This is a genomic window from Providencia sp. PROV255, assembly GCF_028478065.1.
Classification (GTDB): Bacteria; Pseudomonadota; Gammaproteobacteria; order Enterobacterales; family Enterobacteriaceae; genus Providencia; species Providencia rettgeri.
This window is the reverse complement of record NZ_JAMPMI010000013.1, coordinates 75497-88230: the sequence shown is the minus strand read 5'-3', so window position 1 is coordinate 88230 and position 12734 is coordinate 75497. Positions and strand designations below refer to the sequence as shown.

The following is a 12734-nucleotide window of genomic DNA, read 5'->3' as shown; positions in this document are numbered from 1 at the left end:
AAGACGCGTGACAGAAAGTATCAAATCGTCAAGAAAAGCGCCGTTGACGTTGACCTTAATCTTTTAAGAAGCGACAACGGAGCGCCTCGGAGTCCTGTCAATAACTGTAGATCGCGGATCACATCCAATCTGTCAGATGTGCAATTTTACGAGCCTGAACAGGGTTCAGGTGAAGTATGCAACATTAAGGAATACGGTTTCGCGTTTATAGAAACAGACGCTAATAACGCCGTAGGCAGCGAAATATCACAGGGTAATCAGCAAAGACAGGTATCAAAAATTGAACTAAGCGAGAGTGATAAAGAAATTCAGTCTGAAATAGTCACTTTTGCCAATGAGGTCGGTATTGATTTTGATATTCCACATGTTGAAGCCATGTTTACGAAAGGCATGGGGGTTAGTTATGGTAACTATTATCTGAAATTAGATGGGGAACGGCTGAGGTTAGAGCTGACAGAGGATGGAAAAGAGCAAAGGAAACAAGAAATAGCAGCACTAAATGAGGCTAGGATTCGGAAGTATAAACAACGGTGCGCTGATGCATTGGCGCGAATCACAAAATTAAGGAGAGAAACGTAAATTGATTGTATTTGTTTGAAATATAATTACTTTTAATTTTAGTGAATTAATTTAACCTAATTGGTATAATTAATTTAACCAAAAAGGTTGAATTGATATTTTTGTTTGTGTAATATGCACGAATATAATGAGCATTTTATGTTGATTTCATAATGTTGAATTCAGCAATTATAAATATAAGCTAACATCAATGGCTGCGGTAGTAACGATAACAAGAGGACACGAACATGGCACTCACTGAATTTGGTAAGGCCGTTAGAAAAGCGAGGATAGATATAGGATATACACTTTTGACAATGGCCAAAGAGCTGGAAACAACCCCTGCATTTTTAAGTGGATTAGAGACAGGCGGTAAAAAGATACCAGCTAAATGGGTAAAAAAGATAGATAACTTTTTTAAAGGAAAAAATCACAAGATAGATTCTTTGGAAGAGTTAGCGAATGTATCAAATGAAACGGTTCCGATTGATGGTTTGTCACAACAACAGCAAATGCTTGTTGCTGGATTTGCTAAATCACAATTTACGCCAGAACAACTAAAATGTTTTGCTGATTTATTACAGCAAATCCAAAAAAACTAAGTATAAATCATGAGGGTTAGGTATGTATCAAATGCGAGGGATCCGTGTATCCCCTATGCCAGAGGAAGAAATTGCAGTTAGAGCTATAAACTTTTGCCATGCGTTCGGGATTAATGATTTTGGCAAAAGCAAACGTAAGCGAAAGAGATACGATAAAATTTTTGAGGATCTCTACTTGTACGGGATTACTATTCATGTCATGGATGACAATGAGTGGGAGGCACATACTGCTAACCTTACAATAGGGCATTGCGACCCAAGTAACTTAACAATATCTGTACCAAATAAGATTTATACAATGGCCTGTTTGGGTGAAGAACATGCTTTAGAAGTTATGTTTCATGAGTTAGGACATTTACTATTAGCTCATAAACCATTGCTTCATTTTGCGAATAAAGCACCAACTAGGATCGAAGATGCTGAATGGCAAGCCGATAGTTTCGCAGAAATAGTACTAGAAACAATGGGATTAAAAACAAACCAGATGTCTTTTGATTTTTATATGTAAAAGTCTTGCGCTAACAAGATTTTAGGGGGCGGAGTGCGCTAACACATCCGTCAAGTATGGAGATAATTCAACCGTAATGCTTTTTGAAATTAGTAGTTGGTATCGCGGTTCTCCTCACCAAGTGTAATCTGTATGAATTTACAGCATTCACAGAACCACAGGGGTTTACATTATGGCGATGGGATATTGTCCGAGATGTAAAAACGCGTGTGAGGTAACATTTACTCGTTCTATAAATGTTAACGGCAAAGTTCGCTATCCAAAAAAAGCGAAAGTCTTTGTTATTCCTCAGTGCAATTGCAAGTAATTATATGGGATTATAAGAAAAGTAATAATTCTATATGTAAAAGTCCTGCGCTAACAGGACTTTAGGGGGCGGAGTGCGCTAACACATCCGTCAAGTATGGAGATAATTCAACCGCAATACTTTTTGAAATTGGTCTGTAGTGTAGCGGTTCTCCTCACAATGTGCAATCTGTATGAATTTACAGCATTCACAAAATCATAGGAATTTACACTATGGCGACAGGTTATTGTCCAAAATGTGGAAGCTCTTGTGAGGTAACATTTACTCCCTATCGGAATGTTAATGGAAAAATTAGCTATCCGAAAAGAGCGAAAGTCTTTGTTATCCCTCACTGTGACTGCAAATAATGTGAGATAAAAGTAGTACATTTTAATCAAACCAGCTTCGGCTGGTTTTTTTTGTGTTTTAACCTAAAAATAAAGTTTGTAATTTTTTGTAAATATAAAATTTACGATAAAATAACCTCACAATTTCGCATCAAATTGCACAAATTTAACGTTAACCGATTTGCTACTCGGTGCCTGTACTGGTGCGGGTTTTGGTGATCGGCACAACTGCACAAAAAAGCACACCTTTTGTGTGCGGGCGAGGCGGGGGAGCAATCGCGCGCAATGGGTTGTAGGTGGGGTTGTTTTTTCGTACGTTTGAGGCATAAAAAAAGGCGCTTTTTTGCGCCTGTGTGGGGGAGGTTGGTGCGTTTTGATTTAAAACGAGGCTAGCTATAAGTAATAATTGAAAGTGGTGTGATAGCATACAGCTTGATACAGAGGCTAAGTAATTTTATCTCGCTATCACTTGCTACCCAGGGCATCTAACAAAGCGTACGTATTGAAGCGTACAACCTCTTCGCCTAGCCATTCATTGATTGACTTCAAGCTTTCAATGATGGGGGATAATTCATTGATAGAAAAGACTTTAGCCGCTTTTTCTATATCGCCAAAGTTACTTGAACCACTTGGCACAATACCCATCAGTTGAGGGGGCACGCGGTGCATGGCGAGCAAGTCATCGCGGGTTGTATCTTTCACACTCATGAATTCATCTTTTGCCGCGATTTGGCTGAACGGTAATATTTGAATCCCGTCTTTCTTACCGCCGGCAGCGTAGACAAAGAGATTTTTAAATGCACCGCCTTGCCGTGATTTCTGCAACGATTCTTTTAAATCATTGACACCGTTGGGATCGGCGAGGGTGTCATTAAGATAAACAATCACACCGGCGTGTGAACCATTTTCATAATAGTTAACACGAAATGTTGTGGCTGAACGGTTGAGGGTGGCAGAGATAAGGCCGGCGAGATATTCAGGCAGGCCGTATACTTCCTGGTTAATATCGGGATTGATTAAGTGAAAGACATGACCGCGTTTAAATTCGTGAGCGTCACGAAAGTTTTGAACAAAAAAATAGTTATCCAGGTCAGCACCACGGCGAGTATACTTAGCCGGTGAGCGTTTTAGCTGCAGTAAACCGCCCAGGCGATTAATGCGCTTCTCAAAGTAAGCATTACCGAATACCAGGTAATCCAATACATAAGCGCTCATTTCTTTATAGGTCAGTGCCTTATGTGGAATAAAGCAACTCATTATCACATTACGCTTAAAAAATAGCGGCGATTGGTGATGCACTGCAGAATGAAAGGCGCGCGCAATGCCGTAAAAATCCAGCGGTGTCTCATACCACTTGCCATTTTTGGCACACTCCATGCAATCCAGTAAATCATAGGCGCCCATAATGGGTATGGGATTATCAAAAGTGAATGCGGCGCATTGATTTTCAGCAGGTAAGTTTGTTGTGTTTGTGACAACGGGTAATTCAGTTTCCATTTAAAACTCCGATATGCAGGAACCTTCATTTGCAGTTTCACTGCCAATAGGTTCGCCATATAAAACATTCATGATTGACCAGGCAATGTCACCGTGATCAACGCCGCGTGTTCTTTCCGATATGTAGGTGACAATGCCGCCAGGTGTGATCACTTTTTTAATGGTCATAAACGATGAGGCAATGTGTTGTGCGCCCGCATCATATTCGAGGCGACCATTACGGATTAACATTTGTGTTTTAAGCACCATTAACCGTTTAACTGGTGCGGAGTAACCAATCATAGTTGCCGCTGGATAGAATTTTTTAACCAATTCATAGACGGCTTCACCCGTCCCGCCAGTGCCGTCAATCGTGATCCCGATAACGTTATAGCGCAGGGTTAATTTTTTGATTTCCTCGGCTTGTTTTTCAAAGGCCATACCACGAAAACGCAGGGCTTCAACGACTCGCCATTTACCGCCAGTGACTGCAGGCGGAGAAAGAACAGCAATCCCTAAGCCGTCACCATTGCCGCCGGTGCCTGTTGGGTCAGCACCGATATGTACCGGTTTATTGCCAAGAGGGCGGTTGGTATACGGTTTCCAATCAGGCCAAACGTCACGGTTATACCCGTCAACACCTCGTGCAATCAGGGCGTTGTAATCAAAGGCTCGTTCACCGGCTTTAACAAACTGGCAGTTATACAGGTTTTCAAAATCATCAGGGGTATTTTCGCTCTCGATTTCTTCCAGGGAAACCAGGTCAAAACCAGAGTTAAGCGCATCATGAATCGTAACGATTTGGCGCCAGATATTATCGCCGCCTAACTGCCCGTTTTTTAATGTTTTATGGCTGGTATCAATAAGGATTTTTTTACTTTCAGCACGTGCATTATTGAAGAAATCCCCCGTCCAGAACGGATAGGCTTCATGCTCTTCTGACGAGGGCGTCGAAAAGTAAGTGCGGCGTAAACCAATTTGCGTTGCCATTGCGGCAGCGACTTTACGCAGTTCCATAAAATTCGCTGTCCAAAAGAACTCGTCAAAATGGAGATCACCAGTGTATGACTGTGCGGTAGCCGCCGATGTGCCAAGGAAAAACAGCGTTGCACCATTGGCTAAAATAATTTTATCGCCACCTTTTAACTCAACACCGACAAGCCGTGCGAGGGCCTGAATAAAAACTTTAAATTGCAGTGCCTGGGCGCGACTCGCTGAAAGAAATATTTGGTTATTGCCTGTTTCTAGGGCATGAATTAATGCTTCCCTGGCAAAATACCAAGTCGCCCCGATTTGCCGTGACTTTAAAATCATCCGGTTACGGCGGTGTTTTTGTTTGTACCATTTCTTTTGATGTTCATAGAGTGAATCCAACACGAGGTCGCGCAATTGGTCTATTTGCTCATCGGTGAAATGGTTTTTCGAGGTTTTCGGTTTCTTTTCTGCTTCTTGCTGTTCATTCGATTTGTTAAAGCGTTCTAGTTGACGCCCTAAAAAATCAATGACTTTGAAATCATGAGCGGTCAAATTCTCTTTTGACATTAAACGCAATATACGAACATGGGTTTCACCGCTAAGGCGTTGCATTACCTCGGTTTCATCCCATTTATCCCGCCGGCGCCATGAATAAATAGTATTCGCACTCACATTTAAGTGAGTGGCAATTTGTGAAATGCTGTAGGCCTGCCAGTAGAGGCTTTTCGCTTCCTGTCTCGGATCGCGTAATGAGTCTGTCATCATGTATCAACTTTCCCACATCGCGCGCGTAGTCCTCCACGGTTTTAACTTGTCACATTGACACGACAAGGCAAAGGTTTTGAATCATAAACAATCACTTGCGAAGATATAAGCACACAGAATTGTCGCTATCTTCGGAGTAAAAACCCAATGCCAAAGGACAATAAAACACTACAAGTCATCGTCTGTACGGAGGGTGGAACGCTTAACGGCTTTGCTGTATCGCGTGACCAAATCCAGCAGATGGCGGACAACTACAGCCCGCAACTTTATGCTGCACGAATTAACTTAGAACACATCACCAGTATTTTCCCTGATAGCCAATGGCGCCATTTTTCCATGGTCGATTCCGTTCGTGCTGTTGAATTGGAAGATGGGCCATTAAAAGGGAAATTAGCCTTAGAAATTACCGCGACCATTGATCCAGTAAAAGACGCTGGATTATTAGCGCTTAATCAAAGTGGTCAAAAAATCTTTTCGAGTATCGAATTTTTACCAGATTGCCCGAATGATGCCGCAAAAGGGGCTTATCTGACTGGTGTTGCGTTAACAGACACACCGGCGGCATTTGGTACGCAAGTTATCAAACTGAGTAATCGCGAACGTGGCTTACCAGATGATGCAAACAACACGTATACGGCATCCCTGGAAACCGTTGTAAAGCTAACGGCGGCGGCAGTGAAAGATAAAGCTGATAAGCAATCATTATCAGAGCAATTCTTGGATGGGATAAAGAAAGTATTAGGTATTCAGCGTGATACGGCATCACAAGAAATTTCCGCGCTTAGAGAGGGAATTAACCTCACTGCAACGACATGTGCCAACGCGTTAAAAGAAGTGGAAGCGCTAACGGCGAAAAATGAAGCTCAAGCGGGTGATATCAGCAAGCTTACGCAGGAAATTGAAACTCTGAAAACGAAATTGAGTAACACAGATGCGGGCGGTGAACAACGTCAACTTTCCACCGGTAACGGCGGGTTTGTTCAGTCTGAGTATTAATTAAACCCGACTATTAAGGAATGGCCTCAATGTCATATACACCAGAAGTGCAAAAGGCGTTTTTATCCTATTTAGATAATCAAGCGCGTCTAAATCATACTGTCAGAACCGATGATAAGCTGCAGTTTTCGGTTGATCCGTCTGTACAGCAAAAAATTGAAAAAGCGGTGATGGAAAATCATCCATTTCTAAAAGAAATCAACTCGTTCGGTGTCACCGAGCAAAAAGGCGAAACGATTTTAATCGCTGTCAATAAGCCTATTGCGGGTCGCAACACCTCGACAACTGATCGCCGTGAACCACAGTCGGTGCATGATTTAACTGTAAATCGATATTCATGTGAACAAACCAACTTTGACACCATGATTTCTTATACGCAGTTAGATGCCTGGGCGGGTCACCCTGAATTTCAAAATTTGATTAATCAGCAAATTTTACAGCGTGAAGCCTTAGACCGTTTGATGATTGGTTTTAACGGTGAAAAATGCGCGTTGAAATCTGACCGTGACACTTACCCATTACTGCAAGATGTGAATATTGGTTGGTTGCAGTTAATGCGTGAACGTGCACCACAACGTGTGATGAAAGGGATCACCGTAACCTCTCGTGATGAGGACGGGAAAATTATCACGAAAGGGCAATATGCCAATCATGATGCAGTCGTTTTCGATGCTGTGAATAGCTTACTTGATCCGTGGCACAGACAAGCCGTAGGGCTTGTCGCAATTGTTGGTCGTCAACTGGTCACACAGAAAAACTTCAAGGTTATCAATCAGCATAGCCAGCAAAATCCAAATATGGAACTGCTCGCCGGTAATGAGTTGTTAAAACTCAGTGCCCTAGGGGGCATCCCGACGGTTCAAGTGCCTTATATGCCTGATGGTGCGGTATTTATCACGACCATGAAAAACCTATCGCTGTACTGGCAGAAAGGGAAGTTAACCCGCTTTATCAAAAATGAACCGGAATATAACCGTATTGCAACTTATGCACAAAGCAATGACGGCTATGCGGTTGAAGATTACGGCTTAGGTTGTCTGATTGAAGATATTACCTTTGCCGGTGCTAACAGCGGCGAGTAACAGTAAGACCACCGGTGTCATTGTGGCACCGGTTTTTTTCACGGGGAACATGCAATGGAACAACTCACACCGGCGCAGAAACACTGGCGCCAGACAATGGCAGAACGCCGAGGCGATGAACAGACAACCGAAAACATGACGGCATACGAACAAATTTTACATCGTTTACGTCACGACCAAACCCGCCTTAGCAACATTCAAGGTACGGAATTTAAGGTTGAGTATAAAAAAACAATACTTGAACAGTATGAACCTTGGATTGACGGCGTGTTATCTGCCAATACAGGGCAATCAGATGAAGTTTTTACAACGCTCCTTGTTTGGCAAATTGACTGCGAAAATTATGACCGTGCGCTTGATATGGCTGATTACGTTCTCGCCTATAACTTGCCATTACCAGAACGTTATAACCGCACACCGGCAACGATGGTGATTGATGAAATTTGTGATAGAGCGCTGACGCTGTTTGCGGCGGGTGTTGATAAAGAAAAATTAATTTCTATCAATGTATTAGAGCGTTTAAACGGCCTGACTAAATCATATGATGTACCTAATGAAGTTCGAGCAAAACTCTATAAATCATTGGCTTATACATTGCGTTTAAATGATGACATTAACGACAAGTCACGCGCGGTTGAGCTGATGCAAAGCGCATTGTTACTGCATGAAAAAGTGGGTGTTAAGCGTGATATTGAATTGCTGCAGCGAGAAATCAAAAAAGCCACAGTAAAACAAGATGATAATCCACCACAAGAGCCTGTCATTGCCGAAAAGGCAGAGCCTAAAAAAGCGGCAGTGAAGAAAGCCACCACGAAAAAGACAACAACGACACGGAAAAAAGCCGCGTCTTAACCGAATGCACCCCCGTGTGCCACGGCGGCACGATGAAATAGGGTAAATAACGTTGTTTCATCGTCCACCGCCGTTTTTTATTGAGGTGACAAATGAACGGGCTAGTTGCTAAGAAAACCATTGCGACAACGGATGAAACCATCGATATCAATGACCAGGGCGAAACGGTTAAAAGCATCCCTTTTTACCCTGAGATTAAGCTTTCAGATCTCCGCTGGGCGATGCGTATCAATGGCACAGTCACAACTGCCAGGCTAAAACATGCAGCCACGAATTCGGTTATCTATGTCAATAATTTATTAAGTCACTGGCAAAGTCAGCAAGCGGTTGATTCATTGGAAAAAATACCGTCACCGCCTGTGAATAACGAAACTAATCATACCTTTTTGTATCGTCATGCGGTGTACAGCTACACCAAAGCGTACTTGATTGAAAACTATCGTGATATTGACACAACGCGAGATGGTGAAAAGCACGCCGAGGCATTGAGCACGCAAATTGATGATTTAAAACGTGATACCCAAAATGCGATCCGTGATTTGACCGGCGAGAAACGCATGATTGCGGAGTTAGCGTAATGAAAATTCAGGCACATCAAGGCGATACCGTAGATTTGTTGTGCTTCCGCTATTACGGGCGAACACACGGTGTCGTTGAGCAGGTTTTAGAAACTAACCCGGGGTTGTGCCTGACAACTGAATTAAATGCGGGTCAATGGGTTGATATGCCCGACATTACCGAGCCTAAACAGAAAGACATTATTCAATTGTGGGATTAGGGATGGACGAACTTTACAGCGAACTTCACAGCAAGCTTACTTACTTTTTCGCCACCGTTGGCGCGTTCTTTTCTGGTTTCACACTTTATGAAGTTGGCTTTCTATTTGGGCTTATTGTCAGTGTTGTTTTGGGTGTTCTGAATTATTTGCTTAATCGCCGTTCACAGCAAAAAAGGACGGAAATATGGGCTGATTATGTGAACACCTTAAAAAAACAAAGTGAATTAGGTAATGCCTCCGAGTCAGTAAAAGACTTTATTACAGCACCTAAACAGGATTTGTAATGCGACAAAATAACGTGAATTTATTCAGTAAAGCCATGATTGGCTTGTTATTAGGTGGAGCTGGTGCAACAGCAATCCTTGACCAATTTCTTGATGAAAAAGAAGGGAATTTGCTGACGTCATACCAAGATGCGGGCGGTATCTGGACAATATGCCGAGGTGTTACACGAATAGAGGGCAAACCCGTAAAAAAAGGCATGACGATGAACGATGAACAGTGCGCCAAGGTTAACCGTATTGAAGCTGAAAAGGCGGTTAACTGGGTGCTGCGTAATGTCAAAGTCCCCTTAACAGACGCACAGGTTGCCGGTATTGCCAGTTTCTGCCCCTACAATATCGGCCCTGGTAAATGCTTTACTTCGACATTTTATAAAAAGCTCAATAGCGGCGATAAAAAAGGGGCTTGCCAAGAAATCAAACGTTGGATTTTTGATGGTGGTAAGGATTGTCGTCAAACAAAAGGGCAAAAAAACGGGTGTTACGGGCAGGTGCTACGCCGTGAGCAAGAATCAGCGTTAGCGTGTTGGGGGCTTGATGATGAATAAAAGTGGCCTTTCAACGTATCTCGTTATTGGTTTGGCCCTATTGGTGATTGTGGGTAAATGGCACTACGACAAAAAGCTAGCGGTACAAACGGCAATGCATGAAACAACCATCACCGCGATAGCCCTTGAGGCGAAGATGCACAGTGATGCCGTGATTGAGCGTATGAAGTTAGCACAACGTGCCGCCGCTGAATTAGATGCGGAATATTCAGGAAAACTTAAGCATGAACTTAATGAAAATGATCGTCTTCGTCGTTCCCTGGCTAATGGTGATAAGCGGTTGCGGTTCGCCAAAGCCGACCTTGCTACCTGTAAGTTGTCAGCAAGTCGAAATACCAGCAGCGGCAGCGTGGGCGATGGAACCGAAATCCGATTCTCTGCAGAAGCTGGACAGCTTATTTACGATATCCGAGCCGGCATTATCAGTGACCAAGCCAAACTAGATTATTGGCAAGCCAGGGCGATAAAGCTTGAAAAGCAATGCAGGTTAACACCATGAAAAAAGCACTTTGTGCAATCGGCATCATTTTATATTTGTGCATTTTTTGGGGATTTAGCTTTTACATTTCCATCGATAACAGTTGCAAAGTGGATAAGCCAAGCCTTGAAAAACGTTGTGTTCGTGCCATTGAGCATTATCGGGGGCAGTGATGTTAAAGCCGAAATTATTAAGGGAGTTTATCGCAAAAAGTGATCCCTTTTTTCAGCAAAGTGCCGAAGCACTTGAAGTCTATGTGACTGAGGGGCAAGTCATTGCCACTGGAACAGCGAGCAATTCATTTTTGTATCGCTACAAATTGAATGTATTGGCAATGGACTACCCGAACCCCTTGGATAACTTAACGTTACCGGTGATGAAGTGGGTTCGTGAACAGCAGCCTGATTTAATATTCAACCCAGATAAACGTGAAGCTGGCATTCGTTTTGATGCAGATATTTTAGATAACGATACCGCCGACATTTTGATTGTTTTGCAAGTGACTGAACGTGTCACCGTTGACAGTTCCAGCGGTGAAGATGTGATCACGCACTTACCGGAACCAAAATTTCAACCTAAATAACGTGGGGTAAATCGTGAGTAATGAAAATTCACTGTTTGCACAGCTAGATGATGAATTATCACGGTTGCTTTCAACAACAAGCCCCGCTTATCGTCGCCGATTATCTGCCAGGCTGGCAAAAGCGATTAGAACAGATCAACAAAAACGTATTCGTAGTCAAAAAAATCCTGACGGGTCAGCGTACCAGGCACGAAAAACAAAAGTGCTTCGGTCAAAGCAAAGTGTTGAATTTTTGTATAAAGGCGAGGTTCGCCGGTTACGTAGCTGGCGCAGTACGAAAGGTCGTAATGGTCGGATGATAACAGGATTTGATGAGGAGCGCGGCGCGCTAAGGTCATTCTACCGTAGTGATATTGACCGATTTTTAGCGATTAATTTATCAGAAACACGGCGTAGCACTAAGCGACCTGATCCCATGTTTCAACGGTTACGCACCGCCAGATTTCTACGGATGCAATCAACGCCAGCCGCTGCCGTTGTCGGTTTTCAAGGTCGTGCTGCAGCGATTGCAAGGCAGCACCAATACGGGCTTAACGGAACGATTAATGAACTGGCAAAAACACAGTATCCACAACGTGAGTTATTGGGGCTATCACCTCATGAACGAATTGGATTACTGGAAATCATTTACCACGATCTAATGAGTGCAAAATGAGTATTACTGAACTTGAGCGCCTAATTTCAAATATTTTGCGGGTTGGTATTGTTGAAGAAATCGATCTGGAGAAAAAAGTGTGTCGCGTGAGAACGGGTGAAAATCTCACCGATTGGATCATGTTTGGTGCAGACCGAGCCGGTGCGGGTCGTTCTTGGTGGGCGCCAAGTGTTGGCGAGCAAGTGTTGATTGGTGCGATTGGTGGTGAACTAAGCACCGCATTTATTTTGTGCTCGTTGTATAGCTTTACTCATGATGCACCGAGCCATTCAGCGGAGGCCATGCACAAGACGTTTAGTGATGGGGCCGTGATTGAGTATGAGCCAGCCACGGGGCAATTATCAGTGACCGGTATTAAAAAAGCCGTCGTTAATGCCAGTGATGTAATCGACGCAACGGCGCCAATTGTTACGGTTAATGCGAGCAGTCAAATTAATTTCAATACACCAAAAGTTGTGTGCTCAAACAATCTAACTTGTGCCACGTTGAATGTTGAAAAAGGCGGTGAAATGACCGGTAACTTTAATCATAAAAATGGCAGCATTAAATCTAATGGCATCACTTTGCATGATCATAAACATGGTGGTGTTGAGCGCGGCGGAAGTCAAACGGATGGCCCTCAATGATGTATAGCGGATTTGACAGAAACACTGGGCGGAAAATTAATGATGATGCACATATTTGCCAAAGCATTAATGACATTTTGATTACTCCAATTGGTTCGCGAGTGATGCGCCGTGAATATGGTTCACTTTTGATGGAATTGATTGACCAAGCTGATAACAAGCCACTGCGATTAAAAATAATGAGTGCCTGCTATATGGCGTTATTACGTTGGGAACCTCGTGTAAGTTTGCAAAAAATCGAGGTGAAACAAAACGATAAGGGCATTACAACGCTTTACCTGCAGTGCATGAAAAATGACGGTCAACCTTTAGCAACAACAATCCCCGTGAGGTAAGCC

16 protein-coding genes and 1 pseudogene are annotated in these 12734 nt (G+C 43.1%); 15 read left to right on the top strand and 2 right to left on the bottom strand.

The window, feature by feature from the left end; all coding sequences use genetic code 11:
* The 3 genes and pseudogenes from PR725_RS15105 to PR725_RS15095 form a co-directional block, all read left to right on the top strand.
* Positions 1-579 (top strand): annotated as a pseudogene (locus PR725_RS15105) (replication endonuclease); the annotation flags it as partial.
* Between the two features lie 227 nt (positions 580-806).
* Complete coding sequence (locus PR725_RS15100; protein ID WP_006816230.1) at positions 807-1160, top strand: helix-turn-helix domain-containing protein; 354 nt, start codon at positions 807-809, stop codon at positions 1158-1160.
* A gap of 22 nt (positions 1161-1182) precedes the next feature.
* Positions 1183-1668: an ImmA/IrrE family metallo-endopeptidase gene (locus PR725_RS15095; protein ID WP_006816231.1), complete on the top strand. Its 486-nt coding sequence runs from the start codon at positions 1183-1185 to the stop codon at positions 1666-1668.
* A 1098-nt stretch (positions 1669-2766) separates the two neighbouring features.
* Here PR725_RS15095 and PR725_RS15090 read toward each other — a convergent pair.
* The gene (locus PR725_RS15090; protein ID WP_272569605.1) at positions 2767-3798 is read right to left on the bottom strand and encodes a phage portal protein; all 1032 of its coding nucleotides are present in this window, start codon (positions 3796-3798) and stop codon (positions 2767-2769) included.
* On the bottom strand, positions 3799-5517 hold the full coding sequence (locus PR725_RS15085; protein ID WP_272569603.1) for a terminase large subunit domain-containing protein: 1719 nt from the start codon (positions 5515-5517) through the stop codon (positions 3799-3801).
* Positions 5518-5664: 147 nt separating this feature from the next.
* Here PR725_RS15085 and PR725_RS15080 point away from each other — a divergent pair, with 147 nt between their 5' ends.
* The 12 genes from PR725_RS15080 (at position 5665) to PR725_RS15025 (ending at position 12731) form a co-directional block, all read left to right on the top strand.
* Positions 5665-6513 carry a GPO family capsid scaffolding protein gene (locus PR725_RS15080; RefSeq protein WP_272569601.1) on the top strand — a complete coding sequence of 283 codons (849 nt, stop codon included), beginning with the start codon at positions 5665-5667 and terminating at the stop codon, positions 6511-6513.
* 29 nt (positions 6514-6542) lie between these two features.
* Positions 6543-7595: a phage major capsid protein, P2 family gene (locus PR725_RS15075; protein WP_272569599.1), complete on the top strand. Its 1053-nt coding sequence runs from the start codon at positions 6543-6545 to the stop codon at positions 7593-7595.
* 54 nt (positions 7596-7649) lie between these two features.
* Positions 7650-8447, top strand: coding sequence for a phage terminase small subunit (gene gpM, locus PR725_RS15070; protein WP_272569596.1), 798 nt, complete (start codon positions 7650-7652; stop codon positions 8445-8447).
* A 92-nt stretch (positions 8448-8539) separates the two neighbouring features.
* Entirely contained in the window at positions 8540-9025 is a 486-nt protein-coding gene (locus PR725_RS15065; RefSeq protein WP_272569594.1) for a head completion/stabilization protein, read from the top strand.
* A complete protein-coding gene (locus PR725_RS15060) occupies positions 9025-9225 on the top strand; it encodes a tail protein X (protein WP_206085895.1) in 201 nt (66 codons plus the stop codon). Before PR725_RS15065 ends, PR725_RS15060 begins: the two co-directional genes overlap by 1 nt.
* A gap of 2 nt (positions 9226-9227) precedes the next feature.
* Positions 9228-9509 carry a hypothetical protein gene (locus PR725_RS15055; protein WP_206085896.1) on the top strand — a complete coding sequence of 94 codons (282 nt, stop codon included), beginning with the start codon at positions 9228-9230 and terminating at the stop codon, positions 9507-9509.
* Positions 9509-10054 carry a lysozyme gene (locus PR725_RS15050; protein ID WP_272569593.1) on the top strand — a complete coding sequence of 182 codons (546 nt, stop codon included), beginning with the start codon at positions 9509-9511 and terminating at the stop codon, positions 10052-10054. Before PR725_RS15055 ends, PR725_RS15050 begins: the two co-directional genes overlap by 1 nt.
* Positions 10047-10553 carry a lysis system i-spanin subunit Rz gene (locus PR725_RS15045; RefSeq protein WP_272569591.1) on the top strand — a complete coding sequence of 169 codons (507 nt, stop codon included), beginning with the start codon at positions 10047-10049 and terminating at the stop codon, positions 10551-10553. The genes PR725_RS15050 and PR725_RS15045 overlap by 8 nt, the downstream gene beginning before the upstream one ends.
* A 151-nt stretch (positions 10554-10704) precedes the next feature.
* Positions 10705-11115 (top strand): phage tail protein, encoded by a 411-nt coding sequence (locus tag PR725_RS15040; RefSeq protein ID WP_272569589.1) that lies wholly within the window; start codon positions 10705-10707, stop codon positions 11113-11115.
* Positions 11116-11128: 13 nt separating this feature from the next.
* On the top strand, positions 11129-11770 hold the full coding sequence (locus PR725_RS15035) for a phage virion morphogenesis protein (RefSeq protein WP_272569586.1): 642 nt from the start codon (positions 11129-11131) through the stop codon (positions 11768-11770).
* A complete protein-coding gene (locus tag PR725_RS15030; protein WP_272569583.1) occupies positions 11767-12396 on the top strand; it encodes a phage baseplate assembly protein V in 630 nt (209 codons plus the stop codon). The genes PR725_RS15035 and PR725_RS15030 overlap by 4 nt, the downstream gene beginning before the upstream one ends.
* Complete coding sequence (locus PR725_RS15025; RefSeq protein WP_272569581.1) at positions 12393-12731, top strand: GPW/gp25 family protein; 339 nt, start codon at positions 12393-12395, stop codon at positions 12729-12731. Before PR725_RS15030 ends, PR725_RS15025 begins: the two co-directional genes overlap by 4 nt.
* Positions 12732-12734 lie beyond the last annotated feature (3 nt).

Excerpts from the sequence above, each read along its gene's own strand:
- PR725_RS15100 (WP_006816230.1), top strand. The coding sequence starts at position 807 with ATGGCACTCACTGAATTTGGTAAGGCCGTTAGAAAAGCGAGGATAGAT.
- PR725_RS15095 (WP_006816231.1), top strand. The coding sequence starts at position 1,183 with ATGTATCAAATGCGAGGGATCCGTGTATCCCCTATGCCAGAGGAAGAA.
- PR725_RS15090 (WP_272569605.1), bottom strand. The coding sequence starts at position 3,798 with ATGGAAACTGAATTACCCGTTGTCACAAACACAACAAACTTACCTGCT.
- PR725_RS15085 (WP_272569603.1), bottom strand. The coding sequence starts at position 5,517 with ATGATGACAGACTCATTACGCGATCCGAGACAGGAAGCGAAAAGCCTC.
- PR725_RS15080 (WP_272569601.1), top strand. The coding sequence starts at position 5,665 with ATGCCAAAGGACAATAAAACACTACAAGTCATCGTCTGTACGGAGGGT.
- PR725_RS15075 (WP_272569599.1), top strand. The coding sequence starts at position 6,543 with ATGTCATATACACCAGAAGTGCAAAAGGCGTTTTTATCCTATTTAGAT.
- gpM (WP_272569596.1), top strand. The coding sequence starts at position 7,650 with ATGGAACAACTCACACCGGCGCAGAAACACTGGCGCCAGACAATGGCA.
- PR725_RS15065 (WP_272569594.1), top strand. The coding sequence starts at position 8,540 with ATGAACGGGCTAGTTGCTAAGAAAACCATTGCGACAACGGATGAAACC.
- PR725_RS15060 (WP_206085895.1), top strand. The coding sequence starts at position 9,025 with ATGAAAATTCAGGCACATCAAGGCGATACCGTAGATTTGTTGTGCTTC.
- PR725_RS15055 (WP_206085896.1), top strand. The coding sequence starts at position 9,228 with ATGGACGAACTTTACAGCGAACTTCACAGCAAGCTTACTTACTTTTTC.
- PR725_RS15050 (WP_272569593.1), top strand. The coding sequence starts at position 9,509 with ATGCGACAAAATAACGTGAATTTATTCAGTAAAGCCATGATTGGCTTG.
- PR725_RS15045 (WP_272569591.1), top strand. The coding sequence starts at position 10,047 with ATGAATAAAAGTGGCCTTTCAACGTATCTCGTTATTGGTTTGGCCCTA.
- PR725_RS15040 (WP_272569589.1), top strand. The coding sequence starts at position 10,705 with ATGTTAAAGCCGAAATTATTAAGGGAGTTTATCGCAAAAAGTGATCCC.
- PR725_RS15030 (WP_272569583.1), top strand. The coding sequence starts at position 11,767 with ATGAGTATTACTGAACTTGAGCGCCTAATTTCAAATATTTTGCGGGTT.
- PR725_RS15025 (WP_272569581.1), top strand. The coding sequence starts at position 12,393 with ATGATGTATAGCGGATTTGACAGAAACACTGGGCGGAAAATTAATGAT.